Below are 25,210 nucleotides of genomic sequence, written 5' to 3'. Positions count from 1 at the left end.
GGGCGATGGCCCGCGATTTCCGCTGGTCCGCCTACGTGTACGTGTCGGAGGTGCACGTGTGAGGTGTGCCGGCACGCGCGTAGGTATCCGGCACACGTGTAGGTATAAGGCGCGGTCCTCCGATCATGTTCCGAGGCGTCGGGTGAATTCCTGCGCCAGTTCGTCACCGGCCGCGGTGACCGCGCGGGTGACCAGGGGGCCGAGGAAGAAGCGGTGCACGGACCCGGCGACCAGCTCGGCGTGGGCCGCGAGCTCGGCGGGACTGCGATCCGGGGCGGCCGCCCACTGCGCCAACCGCTTCCCCTGGTCACCCTTGGTCACCCTTGGCCGCTCCTGGCCGCTCCTGGCCGCCCCAAGACGCCGCGAGGCGCTACGCGGCGATGGCGCCGGGTGCCTGAGCGGTGCGGACGACGGCGGGGGCGCCGGGATTCCGGGCCGCCCCCGTACGCGCGCGCCTCCAGCCCCGTACCAGCGGCCAGGTCGAGACGCCGATCGCCAGGGACATCAGGTGCCCCCAGTCCGTCATCGGGTCGGTGAAGGCGAGCAGATCGCCGACGAGCATCCCGCCGAAGCCGATCAGCATCGGCCAGCGCAGCCACGGCGTCAGCAGCCCCGTCAGCGCGCCGAGGCTCGCGGCGACGCCAAAGCTGATGCCGTAGTCGAGGCGGTGCAGCGAGCTGTCGGGAAGGTGTCCCGCCAGTACCAAAAGCCCGACGGGCACCTCGGTGGCCAGCGTGGCCACGCCGTGCCCGAACAGGAAGACCCCGGCCGCCCGCAGCCCGCCTATCCGCCGCTCCAGAGCGGTCAGCACCAGCAGGAACCCGATCGCGTACGACGAGGTGACCCCGCCCACGATCCACAGCGCACTGGCCACCAGCACCAGTACCGGATTCCGTACGAGGTGCGCGACGTCCGTGCTGGAGCCCTGATGCAACGCGTGCACCAGGGACGGGTCCGCGTAGTCGGCCACCACCGAGGTGACGATGAGCACGGCCGCGTACCCGAAGGTGAAGGGCGTCCCGGTGGGGGTGGGGAACAGCCGCCAGGGGCGGAGGGAGCGCAGCGAACGAAGCCTGGCGCGGGCCCGTACGGCAGCCGGGGCCGATACGCAGGCCGGCACCGCGACGGGAGGCGGCACCGCGACGGGGGGCATACCGCCGCGCTGTCGCGGCATCCCGTCCAGCAGAAGCGTGCCCGTCTCCGGGTCCCTGGGCGCGGCATCGGCCGAGGAGGCCGCCGTGGCCGTAGCCGTGGCCGTGACCCTCGCGGTCGTGGCCGTTGCCGTCGCGGTCGTGCTCCGGTCCAAGATGAAGTGCTCCTTCCGTCTCCGCCCCACCCTTGGTGTCCTGGCGTATCGCTGTCTATGACCGACGCCACGTGCAAGGGGATTCATAGCAACCCGACAGGCGTGACCGGCGTCCGCGATCTCCACGTCCGCACGCACGTCCGAGCCGGTCCGTACGCGCGTCCGAGGGGAGCCCGAGGGCAGTCCGAGGGCAGTCCGAGGGCAGTCCGAGGGCAGTCTGGCGCCGAAGAGGTGACGAGCGCGGCAGCCGGTCGGAACAGCGCCGCAACGGACGGCCATGTCGACACGCCGGGGTCGAGACGCCGCCGCAGTTCGAACTGCCGTACCCCGCGGCCGCGATGGAGGCGGCATGGCCCGGCGTCCCCCAACAGCGCCGAGAGGGTCCGGTGTTTCCCTACGGGCACGGGCTGAATCTCCGGCCCCCTCAGAATTAATTCGGCTGCCCTTCCTGGTGAAACTGTCAGGATGGGAGTCATGACTGCCTCGTACGACATCCCTGTAGTCATCGATCGCCGAGAAGGCCCGTACGGTGAGGTCGTGTTGCGGCGGCACGGGGAGCTGCTGCAGATCATCGCCAACGGGTGCTTCCTGATGGACACCTCCGACGGCCGCTCGGAGCGGTTGCTCGTCGACGCCGCGTTGGACGCCCTGGACGGGCGGGCGGAGCCGAGTGTGCTGATCGGGGGCCTCGGCGTCGGGTTCTCGCTCACCCATGCCGCGGCGGACCCGCGTTGGGGGCGCATCACCGTCGTCGAACGCGAGCGGGCCGTCATCGAATGGCACCGCGACGGGCCGTTGGCACAGCTCTCCGCGGCGGCGTTCGCCGACCCGCGGACCGACATCGTGGAAGCCGACCTGCTCGCTCACGTCAATGAGATTTCCGCCACGTACGACGCACTGTGCCTGGACATCGACAACGGGCCCGACTGGACCGTCACCGAGGACAACGACGGCCTGTACGGACCGGCCGGACTGGCAAGCTGCGCAAGGGCGTTGAGGCCGGGCGGGGTACTCGCCGTGTGGTCGGCGCAGCCCTCTCCGGAATTTGAAGTTACCTTGCGGAATGCCGGATTCCGTCGGGTGCGTACCGAAGAGATCCCGGTTGCCCGGGGCGTTCCGGACGTCGTCCATCTCGCGATCAGGCCTGGATAGCCGAGCGAAGGTCACTGCCCGTACCCTGCTTCCCTGGCGCAGATGATTCAAGCGTCAAGCGCAGTCATGGGATCACCCCACGGATTCCGGAAAGCACACCTCAGGGGCGGGCGATGGAGCAGACCCACACATCCCACAACGGCACGGCGGCGACGCCGGGCGCTCAGCGCCGGGTGCTGGTGGTCGAGGACGACCCGACGATCGTCGACGCCATCGCGGCCCGCCTGCGAGCCGAGGGATTCCTCGTGCAAACCGCGGGCGACGGACCGGCCGCCGTCGACACAGCGGAGGCCTGGCAGCCCGACCTGCTGATCCTCGACATCATGCTGCCCGGCTTCGACGGCCTGGAGGTCTGCCGGCGCGTGCAGGCCCAGCGCCCGGTGCCGGTGCTGATGCTCACCGCGCGCGACGACGAGACCGACATGCTGGTCGGGCTCGGCGTCGGCGCCGACGACTACATGACCAAGCCGTTCTCGATGCGCGAGCTGGCCGCGCGCGTGCACGTCCTGCTGCGCCGGGTCGAGCGGGCCGTGGTGGCCGCCTCGACGCCGCGCACCGGGATCCTGCGCCTCGGCGAGCTGGAGATCGACCACGCGCAGCGCCGGGTGCGGGTGCGCTCGGAGGACGTGCACCTCACTCCCACCGAATTCGACCTCCTGGTCTGCCTGGCCAACACGCCGCGCGCGGTACTCTCCCGCGAGCAGTTGCTGGCCGAGGTCTGGGACTGGGCGGACGCCTCGGGCACGCGGACCGTGGACAGCCACATCAAGGCACTGCGCCGGAAGATCGGCGCCGAGCGGATCCGTACCGTCCACGGCGTGGGCTACGCGCTGGAGACCCCGGCTCCCTGAGCGGGGCCTCTTCAGGGACCTGTTTGAGGGGGCTGATCTCATGAGCGGACCGGAAGAGCGCGGAACCGGAACCGGAACCGGAGCCCGTGTCGGGGCCGGAGCCGGGACAGGAACCGGAGTCGGGCCCCCGACAGGAACCGGAGTCGAGGTCGGGACCGGGAGCGCGGGGTCCTGGGGCTCCGTGCGCCCGTTCTCGATCAAGACGAAGCTGGGCACGCTGGTCGTCGTCTCGGTCTTCATCACCACCGGTCTGCTGATGATCGCGGTGCGCACGCAGACGGAGCTGCGCTTCATCACGGTCTTCTCAATGATCGCCACACTGCTGATAACGCAGTTCGTGGCCCATTCGCTCACCGCGCCGCTGGACGAGATGAACGCCGTGGCCCGGTCCATCTCGCACGGCGACTACACGCGCCGGGTCCGCGAGAACCGCCGCGACGAGCTCGGCGACCTGGCGCAGACGATCAACCTCATGGCCGACGAGCTGGAGGCCCAGGACCGCCAGCGCAAGGAGCTCGTGGCGAATGTCTCGCACGAGCTGCGCACCCCCATCGCGGGTCTGCGCGCGGTCCTGGAGAACGTCGTGGACGGCGTCTCGGCCGCCGACCCCGAGACGATGCGTACGGCCCTGAAGCAGACCGAGCGCCTCGGCCGGCTGGTGGAGACGTTGCTGGACCTCTCCCGGCTGGACAACGGCGTCGTACCCCTGCGCAAGCGCCGTTTCGAGGTGTGGCCGTACCTGTCCGGCGTGCTCAAGGAGGCCAATATGGTCGCCTCCGCGCGCGCGGGCATCGCCTCGGGCTCCGGCGTCCACACCCGCACGGACGTCCATCTGCACCTCGACGTGTCCCCGCCGGAACTGACCGCGCACGCGGACCCGGAGCGGATCCACCAGGTCGTGGCGAATCTCATCGACAACGCGGTCAAGCACAGCCCGCCGCACGGCCGGGTGACGGTGAAGGCGCGGCGGGGCGACCTCCCGGAGTCGCTGGCCCTGGAGATCCTGGACGAGGGCCCCGGCATTCCGCAGTCGGAGTGGCACCGCGTCTTCGAGCGCTTCAACCGCGGCGGGGTGCCCTCGCCGCACGGCCCGGGCAGCGACGGCGGTACGGGCCTCGGGCTCGCGATCGCCCGCTGGGCGGTCGATCTGCACGGCGGACGGATCGGCGTGGCCGAATCCCAGCGGGGCTGCCGGATCCAGGTCACCCTTCCAGGGCTTCCATCTCTTCCAAGTTGACGTAAAGTTCGAACCGGAGCCACAAGATCCATCGGTGTCCCGTGCTCGTGGACACGTGTGATCAGGCAGAGGGCCGTGTGAGGCGTACCGCGACCCTGAATCGGCGTACCCGTTCCGGACCGGAACCCCGCTTGTTTCCCGCCATTTCCCTCCCCGAAACACGCTTTCTGATGTGACTTACGTGACGTTGGACCGGCCCGGCCTGACCTTCTCGGCCATGGAGGCGTAGCCTTTATTTCCGCTGTCCATAACCTTGTGAAGCGGAAGAGGGCGGTTGCCGCCGTGTCGCCACAGTCCCCCAGTAACTCGAGCATCTCGACCGATGACCAAGCCGCCGGGAAGAACCCCGCGGCCGCGTTCGGTGCGAACGAATGGCTCGTCGACGAGATCTATCAGCAGTACCTCCAGGACCCGAATTCGGTAGACCGAGCCTGGTGGGACTTCTTCGCCGACTACAAGCCGGGGGCTCCTGCCGCCTCGGCTCCGGCGGGTACTGCGGCCGCGGGGGCCGCAGGGACCACCACCCCGTCGGCAGCGCCTCCGGCCGCGCCCGCCGCGCCCGCGGCTCCTGTCGCGCCCGCAGCCCCGGCTCAGGCCGCTCCCGCGGCTCCTGTCGCCCCGGCGGCTCCCGCGCCCGCTCCTGCGGCTGCTCCGGTGCCGCCGAAGCCCGCTGCCGTCGCCCCGGCTCCCGCGAAGGCCGCCCCGGCCGCCGCCAAGCCGAAGGCCGAGCCCGCGACCGGGGCCCCCGAAGGCCCCGAGGTCGTCCCGCTGCGCGGGCCCGCCGCCGCGGTCGCGAAGAACATGAACGCCTCGATCGAGGTGCCCACGGCCACGTCCGTGCGCGCGGTCCCGGTGAAGCTGCTCTTCGACAACCGCATCGTCATCAACAACCACCTGAAGCGCGCCCGGGGCGGGAAGATCTCCTTCACCCACCTCATCGGCTACGCGATGGTGCAGGCCATCAAGGCCATGCCGTCGATGAACTGGCACTACGCGGAGAAGGACGGGAAGCCGACCCTCGTCAAGCCTCCGCACGTCAACTTCGGTCTCGCCATCGACCTGGTGAAGCCGAACGGTGACCGCCAGCTCGTCGTCGCCGGCATCAAGAAGGCCGAGACGCTGAACTTCTTCGAGTTCTGGCAGGCCTACGAGGACATCGTCCGCCGCGCCCGCGACGGCAAGCTCACGATGGACGACTTCACCGGTGTCACGGTCTCCCTGACCAACCCCGGTGGCCTCGGCACCGTCCACTCGGTCCCGCGTCTGATGCCCGGCCAGTCGGTCATCATGGGCGTCGGCTCCATGGACTACCCGGCGGAGTTCCAGGGCACCTCCCAGGACACCCTGAACAAGCTCGGCATCGCGAAGGTCATGACGCTCACGTCGACCTACGACCACCGGGTGATCCAGGGCGCCGCCTCCGGCGAGTTCCTGCGGGTCGTCGCGAACCTCCTGCTCGGCGAGAGCGGCTTCTTCGACGAGGTCTTCGAGTCGCTGCGCATCCCCTACGAGCCGGTCCGCTGGCTCAAGGACATCGACGCCAGCCACGACGACGACGTCACCAAGGCCGCCCGTGTCTTCGAGCTGATCCACTCCTACCGGGTACGCGGCCACGTCATGGCCGACACCGACCCGCTCGAGTACCGCCAGCGCAAGCACCCCGACCTCGACATCACCGAGCACGGCCTCACCCTGTGGGACCTGGAGCGCGAGTTCGCGGTCGGCGGCTTCTCCGGCAAGTCGATGATGAAGCTGCGCGACATCCTCGGCGTGCTGCGCGACTCGTACTGCCGCACCACCGGCATCGAGTTCATGCACATCCAGGACCCGAAGCAGCGCAAGTGGATCCAGGACCGCGTCGAGCGCCCGCACTCCAAGCCGGAGCGCGAGGAGCAGCTGCGCATCCTGCGCCGGCTGAACGCGGCGGAGGCCTTCGAGACCTTCCTGCAGACGAAGTACGTCGGCCAGAAGCGCTTCTCCCTGGAGGGCGGCGAGTCCGTCATCCCGCTCCTGGACGCCGTCATCGACAGCGCCGCGGAGTCCCGCCTGGACGAGGTCGTCATCGGCATGGCCCACCGTGGCCGCCTGAACGTCCTCGCCAACATCGTCGGCAAGTCGTACGCGCAGATCTTCCGCGAGTTCGAGGGCAACCTCGACCCGAAGTCGATGCACGGCTCCGGCGACGTGAAGTACCACCTGGGCGCCCAGGGCACCTTCACCGGCCTGGACGGCGAGCAGATCAAGGTCTCGCTGGCGGCCAACCCGTCCCACCTGGAGACGGTCGACCCGATCATCGAGGGCATCGCCCGCGCCAAGCAGGACGTCATCAACAAGGGCGGCACGGACTTCACGGTCCTGCCGGTCGCCCTGCACGGTGACGCGGCCTTCGCGGGCCAGGGTGTGGTCGCCGAGACGCTGAACATGTCGCAGCTGCGCGGCTACCGCACCGGCGGCACGGTCCACATCGTCATCAACAACCAGGTCGGCTTCACGGCGGCCCCGGAGTCCTCTCGCTCGTCGATGTACGCGACGGACGTGGCGAGGATGATCGAGGCCCCGATCTTCCACGTGAACGGCGACGACCCCGAGGCCGTCGTCCGCGTCGCTCGCCTGGCCTTCGAGTTCCGCCAGGCGTTCAACAAGGACGTCGTCATCGACCTCATCTGCTACCGCCGCCGCGGACACAACGAGTCCGACAACCCGGCGTTCACGCAGCCGCTGATGTACGACCTGATCGACAAGAAGCGCTCGGTGCGCAAGCTGTACACCGAGTCCCTGATCGGCCGCGGCGACATCACGCTCGAGGAAGCCGAACAAGCCCTCCAGGACTTCCAGGGCCAGCTGGAGAAGGTCTTCACCGAGGTCCGCGAGGCCGTCTCGCAGGCGGCCGAGGTACAGATCGCGGACCCGCGGGCCGAGTTCCCGGTGGCCATGCAGACCGCGGTCTCCCAGGAGGTCGTGAAGCGGATCGCCGAGTCCCAGGTCAACATCCCCGACCACGTCACCGTGCACCCGCGGCTGCTGCCGCAGCTGCAGCGCCGGGCGGCGATGATCGAGGACGGCACGATCGACTGGGGCATGGGCGAGACCCTCGCCGTCGGCTCGCTGCTCCTCGAGGGCACCCCTGTCCGTCTCTCCGGCCAGGACTCCCGCCGCGGCACCTTCGGCCAACGCCACGCGGTGCTGATCGACCGGGTCACGGGCGAGGACTTCACCCCGCTGCAGTACCTCGCGGACGACCAGGCCCGCTACAACGTCTACGACTCCCTGCTCTCCGAGTACGCGGTCATGGGCTTCGAGTACGGCTACTCGCTGGCCCGTCCCGAGTCCCTCGTGATGTGGGAGGCGCAGTTCGGCGACTTCGTCAACGGCGCGCAGACGGTCGTCGACGAGTACATCTCGGCGGCGGAGCAGAAGTGGGGCCAGACGTCCGGCGTCACGCTGCTGCTCCCCCACGGCTACGAGGGTCAGGGCCCGGACCACTCGTCCGCGCGCATCGAGCGCTTCCTCCAGATGTGCGCCCAGAACAACATGACGGTCGCCCAGCCGACACTCCCGTCGAACTACTTCCACCTCCTGCGGTGGCAGGTGCACAACCCGCACCACAAGCCGCTGGTGGTCTTCACCCCGAAGTCGATGCTGCGCCTCAAGGCCGCCGCGTCGAAGACGGAGGAGTTCACGTCGGGTCAGTTCCGCCCGGTGATCGGCGACGAGTCGGCCGACCCGGCCGCCGTCCGCAGGGTCGTCTTCTGCGCCGGCAAGCTGTACTACGACCTCGAGGCCGAGCGGCAGAAGCGCGGCGTCACGGACACGGCGATCATCCGCATCGAGCGCCTGTACCCCCTCGCGGGTGCGGAGCTCCAGGCGGAGATCGCCAAGTACCCGAACGCCGAGAAGTACCTGTGGGCCCAGGAGGAGCCGGCGAACCAGGGCGCGTGGCCCTTCATCGCCCTCAACCTGATCGACCACCTCGACCTGGCGGTCGGCGCCGACGTCCCGCACGGCGAGCGCCTGCGCCGCATCTCGCGTCCGGCGTCCTCGTCGCCGGCCGTGGGCTCGGCGAAGCGGCACCAGGCCGAGCAGGAGCAGCTGGTGCGTGAGGTGTTCGAGGCCTGAGCCTCTGAACCCGCCTGCCGAAGGGCCCGGCCCCCAGTCTTCGGACTGGGGGCCGGGCCCTTCGGTGCGCGAGGGGTTATGCGCACCCGGGGGCGGACACCCGGGGATCAGGTCGAGATGGGCTCGAAGTCCCAGTACGGGCGGTTGCGGGAGCGGGCCGAGATGGTGTGGACGTGCTGGGGGCCCAGGGTGGCGGCCAGGTCGGTGAGGGCTGCCTGTTCGACCTTTTCGGCCTGTTGACGGTCCCGCAGCCCGCGCAGGTCGGCGGCGAGGGCGATACGGGCCGAGAGGGTCAGCGGGTGGGTGCGCCCCAGGGACTCGGTGGCCCGGGTGACCGCGTCCTGGCTGAGCGCGGCGGCCGACTCGGGGTCGCCGATGAGGTTGCGCAGCGCGGCGGCGTCGATGGCGCAGCCGAGCGTCCAGGGGTGGTGCTCGCCGACCGCCGCGGTCATGTCGGCCAGCGCCTCTTCGATGACGACGTGCGCGTGGTCGCGTTCGCCGACGCTGCGCAGGACCAGGGCATGGTTGGCCCGTACACCGGCGATGTAGGGATGGCCCTCGGCGAGCATCACCTCGTAGCGGGCGATGACGGATTCGCCGAGCTCCCGTGCCTGGTCGATGTCGCCGTGCTCGCGCACGAAACAGGCGGTGGTGGCCGCGAACCTCAGCGTGTCCGGGTGAGTCTCGCCCAGCACGCGCTCACTGCGCTCCAGCACCCGGGCGAACAGCCGCCCCGCCGCCCGGCGGTCGCCGCTGCGGTACTGGCACTGGGCGAGGTTGTGTTCGGCGTCCAGAGTCTGCGGGCTGTCGTCGCCCATGACGATGCGGTGTTCGCGCAGGCTCTCCGTCTGGCTGGACGCCGCCTCCTGGTAGCGGCCCAGGAGCCGCAGATCCGTCGCGTACGAGATCCGCGAAGAGAGAGTCCAGGGGTGCCGGCCACGGAGGAACTGCTGTCGCGACTCCATGGTGCGCCGGTCGATGTCCAGGGCCTCCTCGTAGCGGCCGAGCAACCGCAGGGACACCGCCAGGTTGTTCTGCGCGCCCAGGGTGCGCGAGTCCTGTTCACCGAGAAGGTCGTGGTACGCCGTGAGAATCCACTGGCAGAGCTCCAACGCCTCGTCGTAGCGGGCCAGGCCCCGCAGGTCCGCGGCGAGACCGGTGGCGGCGCGCAGGTGTTCCAGGTCCTGGGGTCCGCGTTCCTCGCGCAGGTGCTCGACGGCGGCGCGCTCGATGGCCTCGGTGCGCTGGTAGTCGCCGACCGCGCGCAGCAGGTTGGCGTAGTGGTGGGTGAGTTCCCAGATCCGGGGGTGGTTCTCGCCGAGCAGCGTCCGCCAGGCCTCCATGGCCCGTTCGGCCAACTTGATACCCGCGTTGTACTCGCCCGAGATGTACATGTAGCGAAGACAGTTGAAGACCAGCCCCTGCACGGCGGAGTCCTTGCTCTGCAGCACGTCCGCGTACTTCAGGTGCGGCACGATCTCCGCGTATCCGGGCCACAGCCGGGTGTCCGTGGGGCGCCGCGGATCGGCGGCGGCGAGGGCCCGCCGCACCACGTCGACGAACTCGCGGCGGTCTTCGTCCGGCATGTCCTTGTGGACGATCTGGTGGACCATGCGGTGCAGGTAGAGAGACTCTCCGGAGGACGCGGTCTCGTCCGTGCCCGTCTCGTGGGACTCCAGGCGCACGACCGAGTACTGGCGGAGCTGGTTGATCGCCCTGTTCCACAGCAGCGGGTCGTTCAGGAGGCCCGCGATCTGCTCGGGCAGCTCGTCGTGCGGCATCTCCTTGAGGAGGCGTACGGGGATGAAGCCGGGGGCGAAGAAGGTGCACAGGCGCAGCAGGTCGACGGACTCCGGGACGGTGTCGCGGAGTTTGTTCAGCAGTATCGACCAGGCGGTCTGGAAGGCGACCGGGAAGTCCGCGGACACCTTGACGACGTCCCCGTCGATGCCGCCCTCCAGGAGGGCGATGTAGTCCTGCACGGAGAGGTCGGAGTCGTTGAGCCAGCCCGCCGTCTGGTCGAGGAGGAGGGGCAGGTCCTCCAGGGCCTCGGCCAACTGGTCGGCCTCGGGCTCGGTGAGCCGGGGCGCTCTGCGGCGGATGAAGGCCACCGACTCGTCGCGCGCGTAGACCGGTACCTCCAGCAGTTTGCTGTTGTGCTCGCTCCACTCCGGGTTGCGGGAGGTGATCAGGACATGGCCGGGACCGGTCGGTACGAGGTCCCAGATCTGGTCCGGTTCGTCCGCGCCGTCCAGGATGAGCAGCCAGCGGGAGTACGGCTCACCGCGACGCAGCGAGTCCCGTACCGCGCGCAGCCGTTCGCCGTACTCGGCCCCGGTGGACAGCCCCAACTGCGGTGCCAGTTCGGCCAGTCGGCGCCGGTAGGTGACCCGCTTCTCCGCGTTGACCCACCACACCACGTCGTACTCGGACCCGAAGCGGTAGACGTACTCGGCGGCGAGCTGTGTCTTGCCCACCCCCGACATGCCGTGCATGGTGACCACGCCCGCGCCGGCCTCGGCGCCCTGGAACAGGTGGTAGGCCTGGTTCAGCAGCCGCTCGCGGCCGGTGAAGCGGGTGTTGCGACGCGGCACGCCGCCCCATACCTCGGGCATGGCCGCCGGGAAGCGGGGGCCTCTCAGGGCGCTGTCCGCGGACTCGGGCAGCGGGTCGCCGGGCAGGTCGAGGCGTTCCAGGACGCGCCGTTCCGCCTCGTCGGCGCCCGTGTTGGTCAGGTCGACGGCGGCGAGCACCGCGGCGGCGCTGGGCACCGAGGCCGTGGTGACCGAGACGGCCGCGAAACGCGTCGGGTCGGGGACGACGACCTCGCGCAGGGCCGCGTTCCACTCCTCGTGGGTGCGCGGGCCGAGCTGGAAGTACCACTCGCTGACGACGACCAGGATCCGGCCCTCGGCGAGTTTCAGGTCGCGCAGCAGTTCGACGAGGGGAACCTCGGCCGGAGACTCCCACAGCAGGAAGTTGACGCGCAGGCCGCGCCGCTTCAGACGATCCCCGATCCAGGCCGCCCAGGCCCGGTTGAAACCGGCGAAGCTGATCGTGACGGTCTGCCTCGCGGCCCCCCTTTCGGTGGGCCCGACCGGCGTACGAGCTCCAGACATGCAGCGGCCTCCCCGCGCGTGATTTTAGAACCTGGGTGAAGCCCCGCGATAGGCACTGTCGGAAACCAGTCGCTCACTCCACGGTTCCTTTTCAAGCGACGATCTTGGCGCAAGGATCGCTCCACGTCCGGCAACCCGGATTATTCGGCGGGTGCATGACGCTGCGTCCACAGTGCGCGGGCCGCCCGGACGTACGCCGCCGCCCGTGCCGCCTGTCCGCGGGGCGCCGGATGCTCGGCCATCCGTTCGTACACCACGACCATCTGGTCGACGAACCGGCGCCCTTGCCCGGTGAGATCGCCCGATCCGACGAGGGCCGGCAGTACGGCGCCGACCTGCTCCCGGTAGCGGGCGTGCTGGGCCCAGGCGGAGTCCCGGTCGGCCGGGTGCGTACCGACGAGCGCGCGGCGCTGGAAGAAGTCCGCCAGGGCGAGGTGGGAGTAGGCACCTTGCAGCAGCCCGTCGTACGGGCGCGGATCGGGGCGCCAGGGCGCGAAGTAGCGTGCCTGGGGTCCGGCGTGATGGAGCGTCAGCATGTCGCTCAGCGCGGCGAGTTTGGTGTGCTGCAACTCGTGCACCAGGGTGGCCGCGAAGGTCGTGGGGCTGGGCGGGGTGCTGCTGAGGACGGCGCCGAAGGCCTCGCGCCGGGTGCCGCTGCAGCTGCCGGTGGTACGGCCGCCGGGAATCGAGCCGGGCGGCGCGGACAGCGGGACCAGACAGCGCAGCAGGGCTTCGGCCTCCGTGACGCGGTACTCGCCACCGAGCCGCAGCGCGGACGCGACGCCCGACCAGGAGTGCAGCCAGCGCTTGCGCTCGGCGTCGTCGAGGGTGACCGGCCCGCTCAGCGTGTGGTGACCGGGGGCGCCACGCGCGGTGCGGTACGGGTCGAGGTCGTCCAGCGGTACGGGGTCGGAGCCGGGCAGCAGGCCGGGCAGCGCGTGCGCGGGGGTCCAGGCGGCGGCGTCGGACCACGCGCCGAAACCGCTCTGCAGGCGCACGACGACGTCCGTCTCACCTGGTTGACGCAGGGTCAGGCTCTGGCGACGGTGGACGACGTCGACCGCGGTGTCGCCGGGCACGGCCGTGCGCAGCGTGCCCAGGGAGGGCAGCGTGAGCGCTCCGTCGCGTGCGCGCAGCCGTACCGCGTAGGAGAGCCCGGCACGGGCGGCGGCAACGGCGGCGAGGGCGCTGAAGTGGGCGAGGTCCTGGCTCGGTTCGCGCGTGTCCCGCTGCGCACGCGGCCCGTTCCCCGCGGCGAGCCCGCGCAGACACTGCCGGGCCCACGGTCCGACGAGGGGGTGCAGGAGGCAGGTGCGGACGGGTGAGAGCGTGGAGCCCCCGGCCGCGACGGCCCCCTCCGCCCCCGCTCCGGGGTACGCCGAAGACCACGGTCGGCCGGGCCTCGCCCCTCTGTCCGCCTCCTCCAGCAGCGCCCAGTCCTCCCGCAGGCGGACCTTGGCCTCGACGGGGCAGACCGCGGGGTCGGCCGCCTCGGCGGCGTCGAGCACCGCGCGCAGCAGGAGCAGCCGCCGGGTGTGCTGATCGCGTACCAGCAGCCCGAGGGTCTCGGGGCTGCCTTCGGTGCGGCCGAGTTCACCCAGGGCCTGCTCCGGGACCACCGGAAGGATCACAGGACACCCCCTTCGAAAGAGGCACGGGAGGAGGCGGGAGCGGTCGCGGCGAGCCGCCCGGCCACATGACGGATCAGGCGCTGCAGGTCACCGCAGTACACAGAGGGGTTGGCGAAGCCGTCCCCCGCCCGGTATCGATGCGCGTAGTGTCCGCCGCCGCAGACGGACAGCAGTGGACAGGCCCGGCAGCGCGCGGCCAGCGCGGTGGCGCCCGCCTGCCGGGCCGCGACACCGGGGTGGCGCAGTGCCTCGTCGAAGGGGTGGCGGAAGACGTCGAGGCCGGTCTGCGCGGCCCCCTCGTAGCAGGACTTGAGGGAGTCCACCTGTTCGATCGAGCCGTCCGTCTCCACGACCACCGCGTCGAACGGGGCCAGGCCCAGCGACTCCGTCGCGGCGGGCAGACCGAGCAGCAGGGCGATGCACTCCTCGAAGAGCCGCACCCGGGTCTCGCGCCGTCCGGCGCCCCACCAGCGGTCGAAGACGGCGCACAGCCAGTCGCCGTACGGGGCGCCCGTGGGCCGCCAATGCGGTGGCGGGGCCGACCAGTTGCCGTGCGGCAGCAGCAGGTCGAGGGCCGGTGGCCGCAGGGCGAGCAGGGACTCGTACGTCTCGACCGGGTCCGTCGCCGGGTCGACGACCGTGAGGATTCCGGCGTACGCCTCGGGGAAGCGGTCGGCGATCAGGCGGGCGCCTCGCGAGGCGGCGGGCCAGGACGGGCGGCCGGCGTGGTCGGTGCGCCGCGTGTTGTGGGCGGACAGGCCGCCGTCGAGGCTGATGCCGACGCGGATGCCGTGCCGGGCCAGGGTCGCGAGCCGCCGCTCGGTGAGCAGGGTGGCGTTGGTCTGGACGGTGGCGTGGACGGCGCGGGGGTCCGGGACCAGGTCGCGGACGCGGTCGGTGAGGCGGGCGAGCGTGTCCACGCCCGCGAGCAGGGGTTCGCCGCCGTGCAGGACGAGGGAGAGGGCCGTCAGGCCGTGCGCGCGGGCGTGCTCGGCGACGCGGTCCGCGGTGCGGTCCAGGACGTCGGGCGGGGCGGCGGCGGGGCGGGTGCGCCAGGTGTGGTCGGGGCCCTCGTAGAGGTAGCAGTAGCGGCAGGCGAGGTTGCAGCGGCCGTGCACCTTGACGATGAACTGCCGGAACGGGAACGGTGGTTCCGGCGCCCGGGGTGGGGCGGCGGCCGGTTCGGGTGCCGGGACGGAGGTCACCTCTTCAGACACTCCGCACCCCCATGCCGTACGGCCCGCGGTCCCGCGCCACGGCCCCCTGCCGTACGGGGCCGCATTCCCTGACGGGGCCCCGGCACAAACGCGACCCGATGGAAGTTGTCCGGTTCAACCGCCGGTCAGACCGGAACTGTCTTTCTCCAGGCGCGTACTGACCGCCTTTTCTTCTGCTCTCTGCGTCAGAAGGCGTTGTTGAACCCCCACAGCATCTCGCCCGGCTGCCCGGCCCGCTCTGTCAAATCCTCCAGCACCTCGGCCAGCACCGGGTGTTGGATCGTCCTCAGATCCGCCAGATCCAGCCCGAGCAGATCCAGCCCGAGCAGATCCGGGAACCGCTCCTCGGCACCCGGTGGTTCGTCCCGTACGTCCATGCCCTGCCCCTCGTGTATCGGCCTCGGTCACTCCAGCTCGGCCAGCCGCCGCGCCGTCTCCCCGGCCGTCGGCTCCCCCGTACCCACCGCACCCTCCGGCATCCTCGCCCACTCCGCCCGCGCCGCCCGATACTCCTCGCGGGCCGCGCGGGGGCGGGACGCCGCCTGGTAGGACATACCCCGCCAGTGGTGCGCCTGCGCACTCAACTCCACGGCTTCCTGACGGCGCCGGTCGGTTTCCGCCGCCTGCTCCGCCTCGCGCGCGGACTCCGCGGCGCCGCGGAAGGCGTCGACGGCCTCGTCGAGCCGCGCGGGCCGGCCCAGGCTCCGGTATGCCTCGAACTGGGCCTGGCCCAGTTCGAGTGAGCAGCGGGCGGCCAGCAGCGGATCGTCCGCCTCGGTCGCCTCGGCCGCCGCGAGCCCGAACAGGTGCTCGGCCTCGCGCAGGTCGACGCGGTCGCCCCGGGTCCGGTGGCGCAGCATCAGCGCCCTGCCGAGCAGCAGCAGGCGGTACGCCAGTTCGCCGCTGCCAGCCGGGGTCTCCGTACGGCAGTCGCGCAGGACCCTGATCGCCCGGGACAGCGACTCGCGCGTGGCGGCGCCGTTGTCGAGCACCGCCCGGCGCAGCAGTACCTCACCCCACTCGGCGAGGACGTCGGCGTGTGCGGGGGCGTCACGGGGCACCCCGCGCGCGGCCCGCTCGAAGTGGTCCGCGGCCTGCTGGAGCTCGCGCGGGTCGCCCGTCTCGGCGTACCGCGCCACCCGGATGCGCCCCGCGCGCACCCGCAGCGAGGCGCGCAGCCCCTGGTCGCGGGTGAGACCGAGGGCCTCGTCGACGCGGGTCTGCGCCTCGTCCAGCGCGCCGCCCGACTTCAGGATCGCGTCGACGAGGTCGAGGAGGATGCGGACGCGGTCGCGGGAGGGCTCGCCCGAGACGGGCAGGGTGGGCTCGGGGCCCGGTGCGAGGGCGTCGCTGAGCGAGTGGACGCCCTGTTCGGCGTAGAGGCGGGCCTGTTCGGGGTCGGCCGTGGCGCTGGAGAGGCGGAGCAGGACGCGGCCGTGGGCCAGCGGGAGTTCGGGCGGGCGGCTGCGCCGGTCGGGCCAGGCGTCGGCGAACGCCTCCAGCATGCCGACCGCTCCCTGCAGCAGCGCGCTGTCGCCGCCGAGCCGCCACTGGGCCTCCAGCGCGCGCACCCGTTCCAGGGTGAGCCGCAGGGCCTCGGTGGTCTCCAGCTCGGGTGCCGCGCAGGCGACGGCGTACTCACGGTCGGCACGGCGCAGCAGGTCGAGCGCGCCGTGCCGGTCGCCGCGCCGCCTGCGGTCGGTGGCGGCGGCGTACAGCACCCGGGCCAGCACGGCCCGTTCGCGCAGGGCGCGCGGGTGCGCGACGGCGCGCTCGGCGGCCGCCTCCGCCTCCCTCAGCAACTCCGCACCCCCCTGCACCTCCCACAGACGCAGCAGACAGTTGGCGTACTCGGCCCACAGTTCGGGGTCGGCACCGGCCGGCCGCTCGTGCTCGGTGGCGCCGCGCAGCAGCTGGACGGCGTCGATGAGGTCCTGAACCATGCCGTCCGTGTCGAACTGGGCGACCAGGGTCCGGGCGCGGATCACCGCCGTGTGCGTGGGCCGGTCGTCGGCCAGGTCCGCGCGCCCCCGGCCGCCGTAGGGCGCGAACTGCTCCGGCAGCGGCATGAAGCGCTCCAGGACGCGCGCGGCGACCTCGGCGAAGGGCTGCGGGACCAGGGCGGCGCCGCCGTTGTCGCCGTTGTCGCCGTTCTCGCCGGGGTAGGCGGCGCCCGGCGCGTACGGACGCCCGGAACCGCCGTCTCCGAGCTGCGCGAGCGCCAGGGCGGGGAAGTTGGGTCCGCCCTTGCCGAAGCGCTGCTCGATGTACTCGGAGCAGTGCTTGAGCACGAGCATGGCCTCGTCCCGGCCGAGCGGCGACAGGAGCGCCTCCTGCACGCCCGGCGCGAACTCGTACCACTGGGCGCCGTCCGCCCCGTACTCCTCCGCCTTGGCCCGTGAGATCAGGCCGCTGAGCAGCACCTCGGCCAGTTCGGACGGGCCGGAGTCGGGGAGCATGGTCCGCTGGACGAGCTGCATCACGGGCAGGCTGAGCGGCGCCGCCGCGAGGTAGCCGGCCAGCCGTCCGGCGGTCTTGGAGGCGTTGGAGCGGAAGCGGCTGACCAGTTCGAGCGCGGACAGCCGGCGCCCTGGACGGGCGGCCGCGGCGGGCGGGTGGTCCGGGCGCACCCAGCCGACCGCGCCGGCCACCGGACCGGCACCGGTCCCGGACAGCAGCCGCGCCCAGGCGCCGAGCGCGGTGGGCTCCGGCGGCAGCACCGGCACGGGGAGGGCGCCGCCGCGCGCGTCCGGCGGGCTGCCCGTCGGGAGGCGGACCTTCAGCGTGGCCGCGCCCGCGAGGCCCTCGCCGCGGGTCAACTCGCCGTACGACACGGACAGTCGGGTCCGGTTCCACATGCGCTGCGGCAGCGGCTGGAGTACGGCGGCGGGGCCCTGCCGGGACAGGTGGTACAGCAGCCGGTGGGCGTGGCCGCTGTGCCACAGCGGGCCCGCGCAGTCGCTGACCAGGAGGGTGATCCGGCGGCCCGTGGGATCGCTCAGCCGGTCCGCGGAGTGCAGTGGGGCGGCCCCCGCCTCCGGGCTGCGGCTGACCGCCGGTTCGCCGTCCGGGCCCTGGTGCAGATGGCTGACCTGGATGTCCCAGAAGGCGCCCAACTGGCCGAAGACCTGCTCCAGTTCGGCGAACATCCGGTCCCACACCCGCATCGAGGAGGACGCGTCCATCACCAGCTGGAGCGCCGCGTCGGCCCGGGTCACCCCGCGGAAGACGGGCAGCACCAGGCCCCCGGCGCGGGCGCTCAGCTCCGCCGTCGCCGTCTCGTCGAGGGTCGTGCGCAGCGGCGGCGCGGCGGTCCGATAGCCCTGCAACGGCCGCAGTGCGCGCTGGAGTTCGAGCGGGGAGGGGAACGCGGGCGCGGCGGGCACCCCCACCGGGAGCGCCGTCGCCCGGCCGGGGCCGCGCGTCCGCGCCCCGCCGCCCCGCGGCAGCGGGTACAGCGCCACCCGCCGGTCCGTCCCCGTGACCGGCGGCGCGGCGGCCCGCTCGGCGGGCGGCACCGGGGCGGTGTCGGGTGCCGTCGGGCGCTGCCCGGCGAAGTCGCGCCCGGCGGGCACGTCACCGGAGGGAAGCCCGCCGTCCTCCCCCGCCTCGGCGCCGTCCGTGGGGCGCGCCCAGCGGGCCAGCCAGAGCGCGTCGCACAGCTGGTCGGCGTCGGGATCGAGCCCGATCTGCCGCAGCCGGGCGACGAGTTCGGCGATGGGGTCGCCGCCGCTCCCCCCGAGGTCGGGCACGTCGGGAGGCAGGGAGGGTCCGTGGCGCGCCGCGGCGTCGGGCATCAGCACGTCACCTCGGGCGGTCGAGTCGCTGGATGAGCAGGTCCGCGAGCCGGTCCCGGCTGGGCGGGGCGGCCGCGTCGGTGAGGTAGATGGCGTTCAACAGCTGGTCGGCGGCGACCAGTTCGCTGCGCGAGCGCTCCAGGAAGTGGGTGATGAGGTCGTCCCCGGCGCGCGCCGCCTCCAGGCCGAGATGGGCCCGTACGAAGGTGGCAAGCCGCTGGTGGTCGGGCCGGCCCAGCTCCAGGTGGATGCAGCGGCGCATCAGCGGGGCCGGGAAGTCGCGCTCGCCGTTGCTGGTGAGCACCACGAACGGGAAGGCGCGGCAGCGCACCCGGCCGTCGCGCACCCGCGCCTTGGTGCCGTCGGCGGTGAGCACCTCGGCCTCGCCGCCGGGCAGCCGGTCGGCGATGCGCTCCAGCTCGGGGATGGCGAACTCGCCCTCCTCCAGCACGTTGAGCAGGTCGTTCGGCAGGTCGATGTCGCTCTTGTCGAGCTCGTCGATGAGCAGCACGCGCGGGGTGTCGGAGGGCAGCAGCGCGGTACCGAGGGGGCCGAGCCGGATATAGCTGCCGATGCCCTCGACGGAGCCGGGCGCGACCGCCCCGGGCGTCTGAGGTGCCTGCGGCGGCGTCTCAGGTGTCTCAGACGCCTCAGGTGTCTCAGGTGTCTCAGGCGCCCGATACGTCCGAGGTGCCCCGCCCGCCGCGATCTGCACGTCCTGGAGCCGGGCGATCGCGTCGTAGTGGTAGAGCCCGTCCTGAAGGGTGGAACGGCTGACGATGGGCCAGCGCAGCACCTGGCCGAGACCCAGTTCGTACGCCACCGAGTGCGCGAGCGTGCTCTTGCCCGCGCCGGGGCTGCCGGTGACGAGCAGGGGGCGGCGCAGATAGAGCGCCGCGTTGATCATCTCGAGCTCCTCGGCGCCCGGCCGGTGCAGTTCGGCCAGGTGCCGGTGCGCGCCGAGCCTGCGGTCCTGGGAACCGTCCCCGTCGCCGTTCGCGCCGCCGTTCCCCTCGCCGTCCTTCCCGGCCGCGTCCCGGCTCGCGAAGTCGCGCCAGGGGGGTGGGGCCGGGAGGCGGTCTATGCCGTCGTGGGGCTCACCGGCGCCGCGGTAGATGAGCCACTCGCTGGATTCGGTCATTGCCCAGTCCACCCAGTCCTCGTCGTCACTCGTCGCACCTCTCGGCGCGGACGACCATGGCGGTCCTCGTCACGCCCCTCGGCGCCGACGACCACGGCGGTCGTCGAACGTGCATCACGGTATCGACCCTCGCCACACCTCGTAAGGGCCTCGCCACACCTCGTAAGGGCCTCACCACACCTCGTGCGAGCCCGTCGGCGCGGCGCGCCTGGTGATCTCATGGCGCCTCCAACAGATCGCCCGTGCCGGGCAGCGGCCGGCGCGGATCGTCGTAGAACAGGGCGATGCCGTCGGCCCAGTACGTCTCCGCGCGGCCGGCCCGTACCCCTGCCCGCAGGGCCCGCACCAGCTCCGGGAGCCGCTCCGCGCTGCCCGCGCCCGCCACGGTGTCACCCGCCCTGCGATGGAACTCCCCGCACACGGCATCCGGCTTCCCCCGCCAGCGCCGCCACAGCGCGACCCCGAACCCTCCGTGCACGATCCGCACCAGCGCCACCGGATCGTCCTCGAACCGCTGGTCGCCGTAGCGGCAGAGCACCGGAACCGTTCGGTGCGGCAGCCCGCGCAGCGACTGCGCGGGCGGCACGGGTACCCGCAACCCGTCCTCACAGTCCAGAACTTCGGCTTCCGCCCCGTAGGAGTGGATCCACCGCCAGCGGGCCTCACGTTCGAGATGATCCTCGTCGCGGTCCTCACCGTGTCCCTCGCCGTGCCCCTCGCCATGCCCCTGCCCCGGTACGTGGCCCGGTACCTGGCCTTCTCCATGGTTCGGTACGTGGCCCCGCGCCCGGCTCTGCCCCTCGTCGCCCTCGTCGGCGGTCTGTTTGCTCCCGAAGGCGGCCGCGTCCTCCCCGTCGGGCAGCTGCTCGCGGTCGGCGCAGCGCACGACGACCGGCCGGTGGGCGCCGAGCGGCGGCTCGTCCGGATGGAGCTGCCAGGCGTCGACCTCCAGGCCGAGCAGCAGATGGGGCAGCGCGACCTGGAGGACGGCGGGCAACCCGGGCTCGTCGCAGCGGCGGAAGGCCTCCGCGAGGGGGGCCGCGAGGGTGGCGGGGAGCTCGGCCAGCGGGGTGCGCTCGGCCTCGTGCAGCCGTACGACCTCTCCGTTCGGGTGGGCCACCGAGACCCGCCAGTCGCAGCGGTCCGGTTCCCAGCCCCGCTGCACCAGTTCGAGCAGCGCGGACAGACCCGGCGCACGGTCGGCGCCGTGCGCCGGCGCTACCTCGGCTCCTCCGGCCGAGTCGGGTACGGCGTCCCGGCCGCCCGGCGCGTCATGGACCACGTCGACGGTGTCCCTGGCGTCCCTGACATCCCTGGCATCCCTGGCGTCGTACCGCCCGGGACCCGGCGGCCGCTGGTCCAGCCCCTGGAAGCGGTGCGGCAGCCGGAGCAGCTCGATGCGCCGCTGCGCGAGATCGCGCCGGTAGCGCAGACCGAGTCCCTCCGCGGCCTGCCGCACCCACTCCCACAGAGCCCGCTCCGCGCTCTGCGTGCCGGGCGCCACGAAGGGGCGCTCGGCGGACATCACGCGCATCGCGTAGTCGAGGACGAGTTCCAGCGCGCCGTCCTGGCGCGAGCTCTCGTACAGCGCCCCGAGGCCGTCGCGCCAGCCGCGCGGCGCCGGATGCGGGATCGCGGCCTGGCTGCCGAGGAGGGATTCGAGCAGACCGAGCAGGGCGCGGGTGCTGACCGGGGGCGGAAGGTCGGCGAGCCTGCCGAGCAACTGGGTCCGCTCGTCCGGACTCAGCGCCCGGCCGGGCCGGGCACCCAGCTGACCCTGGACGTCGGCCCAGGTGCTGCGATCGGAGTCGGGATGCCGCTGCCGGTCCCGGTGGTAGCGGTCGTGGGCATGGAAGACCGCCTGGTACACGTCGTCGTGCTCGGCCCGCACCCCGTCCGCCGGGACGGGCAGGGACCGTAACTGCTCCACCCCCGTGGAGGTGCCGCCCAGCCCCCGGTCCGCCTGCGACTTCAGGACGCCGACGACCTCCCCGCGTACGGGATCCACCACCGGCCCGCCGGAGACGCCGGGCGGCAGGACGTCGCCGCCCAGCCGTATCTGCTCGTCCGTGGACCAGCCGCCGAGGGTGCCCTGCACCGAACAGGTCCCGATCAGCCGGCGCAGCTCCCCGCCCACCACGGACCAGCCGGAGTAGAGGACGGTGGCCTCGCCGTAGTAGGACGCCGGGCGTTCGGTGATGTACGCGCAGTCGTGGTCGACGGGCTCGCGGAGCTGGACGAGCGCCAGGTCCGGAGACGGCCAGTTGCCCCGCGGGGCCCGCCCGGAGTGCCGGGCGAGGGCCTTCGAAAGAGCCTCCGGAGGAGTCTCCGGAAGGACCGTCGCCACCTCACCGGCGACGGCGGACGTACCGCGCCCCGGCCCGGTCTCGTAGACCACGGTGACCTCGCCCCCCTCCCCACTCCGTGCCACGTGTGCGCAGGTGAGAACCCAGTTCGGAGCGATGAAGAATCCGCTCCCGAGGAACGTGCCGGGTTCCTCCAGGTCATACCCGGCCCCCGCGCGATGGATGCGCACCGTGGCCGCCATGACGAGATCACGCAGCGCACGGTGAGCGTTCTCGGGGCCACCCGGTGCGCCCCGGGCGTGCCCGTCCGTCATGCCCGGCCCCCGACGGAGCCGTCGCCTGTGCCCCCGTGCGCCCGGGCGCCGGAGGACGCGCCCCCGCCACCACCGCCACCACTGCCGTCGGGGCCCCCGGGATCCGCGGGACGCACAGGGTCCCTGGTGTCCCTGGTGTCCCCGATGTCATCGAGGTCGGGTGGACCGCCGTTCCAGGTGAGCGTCACCGTGAGCCCGGCCTTGGCCTCGCCGTCCGCGAGGAGGCCGACCACCTTGCCGGCCTTCGCCGTCAGCTCGATCCCGAACTCGACGCTGACCTCGTCGGGCCGCACGGCGCGCAGCGGCGCCGCCAGCGAGCGCGCGACGCTCGTGATCACCGACTGCAGGCTCTCGACCTGCGCCTCCACCCGCTCACCGAACCCGACGTCCGTGAACGACAGCTCTCCGGACGGCTCCTCCAGCTCCTCGGCCCCCGATATCCGGGCCCACACCGGCGTCCCGTCCGGCATCTCGATCCGTGCGATCCGGGTCACTTCATCACCCATGACATCCCCCGTTTCCCCGTTCCCCCACGCCCCCGTGGTACCGCTCGTCGGTTGCCGCAGGGTAGCCGCAGGGGGGCGCCCGCGACAGAGGACCTCCGCGCTCCGTGCGCCCCCCACCTATCCTTTTCTTCCCACCCTTCCACTTCAATTTCACCGACGGAGCACCATCCATGTACTTCACCGACCGTGGCATCGAGGAACTGGAGAAGCGGCGCGGCGAGGAGGAGGTCACCTTCGAGTGGCTCGCCGAGCAGCTGCGTACGTTCGTCGACCTCAATCCGGACTTCGAGGTCCCGGTGGAGCGGCTGGCGACCTGGCTGGCCCGGCTGGACGACGAGGACGACGAGGAGTAGATCCGCGCGTACGGGGACTCGTGTACGGGGACTCGCGTACGGGGACCGTTGGAGGCTCACCGGGCCGGTGAGCGTCAGTCGAAGGCGCGCAGCTGGTCGTACGCGAGTCCGAGCGCGCCGTGGAGTGTCAGGAGTGCCCCCCCGACGATCCACCCGCCACTGCGGCGCCGCAGGCCCCACAGGGTGAGCGGCAGCCCGACGGCCAGCTCCCCGGCCGCGAGAACCCGGGCCCGGGGCCCACGCGCCCAGGAACCGAAGGTGCTCCCTTCGACGGCGTCCAGTTCGGCGCGGACCGCGGCACGCCACCCATTCCACTCGATCTGCTCGGCACCGGGCTGGATCCGGGCCACGTCACGGAGCCGGTCGGTGGACTCCCCGGGACTGAGCCCGGCCGGAAGCACCACCCCCGCGCGCGTGAGGACGGCGAGCAGCCCCCGCATGCGCGCGCGGGCGTCCGCCGCCGAGTCGGGCTGGGTCAGCGCGTTGAGCGCCTGCACGTCGAGGACCGGTTCGAGGCCGAGCCGCGCGGCGAAGGTGCGCATCGCCTCGTCCTCGCCGACCGGGGTGCCGTTCGCCAGCCATTCGTAGCCCACGCTGCGGCGGAACCCCGAGGCGAGCGTGAGTCCACTGCGGTCGGCGTCCCACCAGAGGGCCAGTACGGGCCAGGGGACGCTGACGGCGAGGGCGGAGGCCCACCCCGTGACCACGCGGTCGACGGGTTCGGCGCCGTCCAGCCAGGGCCTCCCCTCGGGAACCAGCACGCTCCACTCCGGGCCCGCCCTGGTGAGCAGCATCCGCTCCCGCAACAGCTGGGCGGCGGGGCCGACGGACTCGGGCCCGGCCCGGCAGAGCAGCAGGGCGCCGGGGGCCTTGGCGTGCGGCGCGTCGGGCGTCGTGGACATGGTCATACGTTAGGTCGCCCGCGGAGCGAATCGCCCCTTTTACTCCCCCATGCCCTGACCGTTCACTCTCTTACGCCCCGGCCATCGACGCCCCGCACCCCCGAACGAGTGCCTCGCACACCCCGAACGAGTGTCTTGACTTTCCGTAGCCGCGATATATCGTGAATAACGGAAGACGCGATATGGCGCGTCGAGTCCGGCTCCGCGCCCCGGCGTGGTCCGGTCCGGTCGTTGGGAGGTCTGCACCATGTCCGAGTGGTCCGTCGCAGAGCCGAGGAAGCTCACCTTCGACGCCCCCGTGACGACACTCCATGTGCGCGTGGTCAACGGAACGGTGAACGTCGTGGGCACCGACGAGGGTTCCGCCCGACTCGAGGTGTCCGAGCTGGAGGGCCCGCCGCTGCAGGTGACCCAGCAGGACGGCACGCTCACGGTGGCGTACGAGGATCTGCCCTGGAAGGGCTTCCTCAAGTGGCTCGACCGCAAGGGCTGGCGCCGCAGCGCGGTGGTCTCGCTGGCCGTCCCGGCGGGCACGCGCGTCGAGGTGGGCGTGGTCGGTGCCGCCGCCATGGTCTCCGGGATGGAGAGCCTGGTGGACGTCAAGGGCGTCACGGGCGACACGACACTCGTACGCGTGGCCGGCCCCGTCCGGGTGGACACCGTGTCCGGAAGCCTGGAGGCCCAGGCCGTCACCGGCGACCTGCGCTTCAACTCCGTCTCCGGGGACCTGACCGTGGTCGAGGCCTCGGGCTCCTCCGTGCGGGCCGAATCGGTGACCGGCTCGATGATCGTGGACCTCGACCCCAAGGGCACCCCCACCGACGTCCGCCTGACGAACGTCTCGGGGGAGATCGCCATCCGCCTCCCCCACCCCGCGGACGCCGAGGTGGAGGCCAACACCGCGAGCGGCACGGTCTCCAGCGCCTTCGAGGACCTCCGGGTCAGCGGCCAGTGGGGTGCCAAGAAGATCACCGGCCGACTGGGCGCGGGCAACGGCAAGCTGAGGGCGATGACCGCCTCCGGCTCCATCGCCCTGCTCCGCAGGCCACCGACGGAGGACGAGCCGTACGAGGACAAGCTGTACGAGGACAAGCCGTACGGGGACGAGCCGCACAAGGATGATCCGTACGGCGGCGATCGGCACGAGGACGATCCGGCACGGCAGGACACAGCCGACACCTCACCCACACCGCAGGCCCCGACCGACACGCCCGCGTCCGGCCCGACCGCGTCCGGCCCGACCGACAAGAAGGTGCTCTGAC

Annotated in this window: 17 protein-coding genes; 6 read left to right on the top strand and 11 right to left on the bottom strand. The window is 72.2% G+C overall.

What is annotated here, in order from left to right; genetic code table 11:
• Positions 1-123 precede the first annotated feature (123 nt).
• Positions 124-321 (bottom strand): hypothetical protein, encoded by a 198-nt coding sequence (locus OG747_RS29665; protein WP_405882436.1) that lies wholly within the window; start codon positions 319-321, stop codon positions 124-126.
• Between the two features lie 49 nt (positions 322-370).
• Entirely contained in the window at positions 371-1,306 is a 936-nt protein-coding gene (locus OG747_RS29660; protein WP_405882435.1) for a rhomboid-like protein, read from the bottom strand.
• 474 nt (positions 1,307-1,780) lie between these two features.
• Here OG747_RS29660 and OG747_RS29655 point away from each other — a divergent pair, with 474 nt between their 5' ends.
• The 4 genes from OG747_RS29655 (at position 1,781) to OG747_RS29640 (ending at position 8,662) form a co-directional block, all read left to right on the top strand.
• On the top strand, positions 1,781-2,458 hold the full coding sequence (locus tag OG747_RS29655; protein WP_405882434.1) for a spermidine synthase: 678 nt from the start codon (positions 1,781-1,783) through the stop codon (positions 2,456-2,458).
• Positions 2,459-2,571: 113 nt separating this feature from the next.
• Positions 2,572-3,309: a response regulator transcription factor gene (locus tag OG747_RS29650; RefSeq protein ID WP_405882433.1), complete on the top strand. Its 738-nt coding sequence runs from the start codon at positions 2,572-2,574 to the stop codon at positions 3,307-3,309.
• A 181-nt stretch (positions 3,310-3,490) separates the two neighbouring features.
• Positions 3,491-4,546, top strand: coding sequence for an ATP-binding protein (locus tag OG747_RS29645; protein ID WP_405882432.1), 1,056 nt, complete (start codon positions 3,491-3,493; stop codon positions 4,544-4,546).
• A gap of 282 nt (positions 4,547-4,828) precedes the next feature.
• Positions 4,829-8,662, top strand: coding sequence for a multifunctional oxoglutarate decarboxylase/oxoglutarate dehydrogenase thiamine pyrophosphate-binding subunit/dihydrolipoyllysine-residue succinyltransferase subunit (locus tag OG747_RS29640; RefSeq protein WP_405882431.1), 3,834 nt, complete (start codon positions 4,829-4,831; stop codon positions 8,660-8,662).
• Between the two features lie 107 nt (positions 8,663-8,769).
• Here the strand turns inward: OG747_RS29640 and fxsT are convergent, their stop codons facing one another.
• From fxsT to OG747_RS29600, 8 genes are all read right to left on the bottom strand, one after another.
• Positions 8,770-11,781, bottom strand: coding sequence for an FxSxx-COOH system tetratricopeptide repeat protein (gene fxsT, locus OG747_RS29635; RefSeq protein WP_405882430.1), 3,012 nt, complete (start codon positions 11,779-11,781; stop codon positions 8,770-8,772).
• Positions 11,782-11,921: 140 nt separating this feature from the next.
• The gene (locus tag OG747_RS29630) at positions 11,922-13,409 is read right to left on the bottom strand and encodes an aKG-HExxH-type peptide beta-hydroxylase (protein WP_405885744.1); all 1,488 of its coding nucleotides are present in this window, start codon (positions 13,407-13,409) and stop codon (positions 11,922-11,924) included.
• Positions 13,409-14,617 carry an FxsB family cyclophane-forming radical SAM/SPASM peptide maturase gene (locus OG747_RS29625; protein ID WP_405885742.1) on the bottom strand — a complete coding sequence of 403 codons (1,209 nt, stop codon included), beginning with the start codon at positions 14,615-14,617 and terminating at the stop codon, positions 13,409-13,411. The genes OG747_RS29630 and OG747_RS29625 overlap by 1 nt, the downstream gene beginning before the upstream one ends.
• A gap of 197 nt (positions 14,618-14,814) precedes the next feature.
• Complete coding sequence (gene fxsA / locus OG747_RS29620) at positions 14,815-15,006, bottom strand: FxSxx-COOH cyclophane-containing RiPP peptide (protein WP_405882429.1); 192 nt, start codon at positions 15,004-15,006, stop codon at positions 14,815-14,817.
• A 27-nt stretch (positions 15,007-15,033) separates the two neighbouring features.
• Positions 15,034-18,426, bottom strand: a complete 3,393-nt coding sequence (locus OG747_RS29615; protein WP_405882428.1) for an SAV_2336 N-terminal domain-related protein — start codon at positions 18,424-18,426, stop codon at positions 15,034-15,036.
• Between the two features lie 7 nt (positions 18,427-18,433).
• Positions 18,434-19,567 (bottom strand): AAA family ATPase, encoded by a 1,134-nt coding sequence (locus tag OG747_RS29610; RefSeq protein WP_405882427.1) that lies wholly within the window; start codon positions 19,565-19,567, stop codon positions 18,434-18,436.
• Positions 19,568-19,784: 217 nt separating this feature from the next.
• On the bottom strand, positions 19,785-22,187 hold the full coding sequence (locus OG747_RS29605) for a trypsin-like peptidase domain-containing protein (RefSeq protein WP_405882426.1): 2,403 nt from the start codon (positions 22,185-22,187) through the stop codon (positions 19,785-19,787).
• Positions 22,184-22,693: a CU044_2847 family protein gene (locus tag OG747_RS29600; protein WP_405882425.1), complete on the bottom strand. Its 510-nt coding sequence runs from the start codon at positions 22,691-22,693 to the stop codon at positions 22,184-22,186. The genes OG747_RS29605 and OG747_RS29600 overlap by 4 nt, the downstream gene beginning before the upstream one ends.
• A gap of 170 nt (positions 22,694-22,863) precedes the next feature.
• On the opposite strand from OG747_RS29600, the gene OG747_RS29595 reads away from it, so the two are divergent.
• Positions 22,864-23,046 (top strand): DUF6104 family protein, encoded by a 183-nt coding sequence (locus OG747_RS29595; RefSeq protein WP_005312030.1) that lies wholly within the window; start codon positions 22,864-22,866, stop codon positions 23,044-23,046.
• Positions 23,047-23,120: 74 nt separating this feature from the next.
• Here the strand turns inward: OG747_RS29595 and OG747_RS29590 are convergent, their stop codons facing one another.
• Positions 23,121-23,948: a hypothetical protein gene (locus OG747_RS29590; RefSeq protein WP_405882424.1), complete on the bottom strand. Its 828-nt coding sequence runs from the start codon at positions 23,946-23,948 to the stop codon at positions 23,121-23,123.
• 247 nt (positions 23,949-24,195) lie between these two features.
• On the opposite strand from OG747_RS29590, the gene OG747_RS29585 reads away from it, so the two are divergent.
• Complete coding sequence (locus OG747_RS29585) at positions 24,196-25,209, top strand: DUF4097 family beta strand repeat-containing protein (protein ID WP_405882423.1); 1,014 nt, start codon at positions 24,196-24,198, stop codon at positions 25,207-25,209.
• The last annotated feature ends 1 nt before the right edge of the window (position 25,210 follow it).

The sequence above is a fragment of the Streptomyces sp. NBC_01384 genome, assembly GCF_045040035.1.
GTDB lineage: Bacteria > Actinomycetota > Actinomycetes > Streptomycetales > Streptomycetaceae > Streptomyces.
The sequence above is the reverse complement of the archived record's forward strand: the minus strand, read 5'-3'. Positions and strand labels throughout refer to the sequence as shown.

Coding starts and splice junctions, on each gene's coding strand:
- OG747_RS29655 (WP_405882434.1), top strand. CDS start 1,781: ATGACTGCCTCGTACGACATCCCTGTAGTCATCGATCGCCGAGAAGGC.
- OG747_RS29650 (WP_405882433.1), top strand. CDS start 2,572: ATGGAGCAGACCCACACATCCCACAACGGCACGGCGGCGACGCCGGGC.
- fxsT (WP_405882430.1), bottom strand. CDS start 11,781: ATGTCTGGAGCTCGTACGCCGGTCGGGCCCACCGAAAGGGGGGCCGCG.
- fxsA (WP_405882429.1), bottom strand. CDS start 15,006: ATGGACGTACGGGACGAACCACCGGGTGCCGAGGAGCGGTTCCCGGAT.
- OG747_RS29615 (WP_405882428.1), bottom strand. CDS start 18,426: ATGCCCGACGCCGCGGCGCGCCACGGACCCTCCCTGCCTCCCGACGTG.
- OG747_RS29610 (WP_405882427.1), bottom strand. CDS start 19,567: ATGACCGAATCCAGCGAGTGGCTCATCTACCGCGGCGCCGGTGAGCCC.
- OG747_RS29605 (WP_405882426.1), bottom strand. CDS start 22,187: ATGACGGACGGGCACGCCCGGGGCGCACCGGGTGGCCCCGAGAACGCT.
- OG747_RS29600 (WP_405882425.1), bottom strand. CDS start 22,693: ATGGGTGATGAAGTGACCCGGATCGCACGGATCGAGATGCCGGACGGG.
- OG747_RS29595 (WP_005312030.1), top strand. CDS start 22,864: ATGTACTTCACCGACCGTGGCATCGAGGAACTGGAGAAGCGGCGCGGC.
- OG747_RS29590 (WP_405882424.1), bottom strand. CDS start 23,948: ATGTCCACGACGCCCGACGCGCCGCACGCCAAGGCCCCCGGCGCCCTG.
- OG747_RS29585 (WP_405882423.1), top strand. CDS start 24,196: ATGTCCGAGTGGTCCGTCGCAGAGCCGAGGAAGCTCACCTTCGACGCC.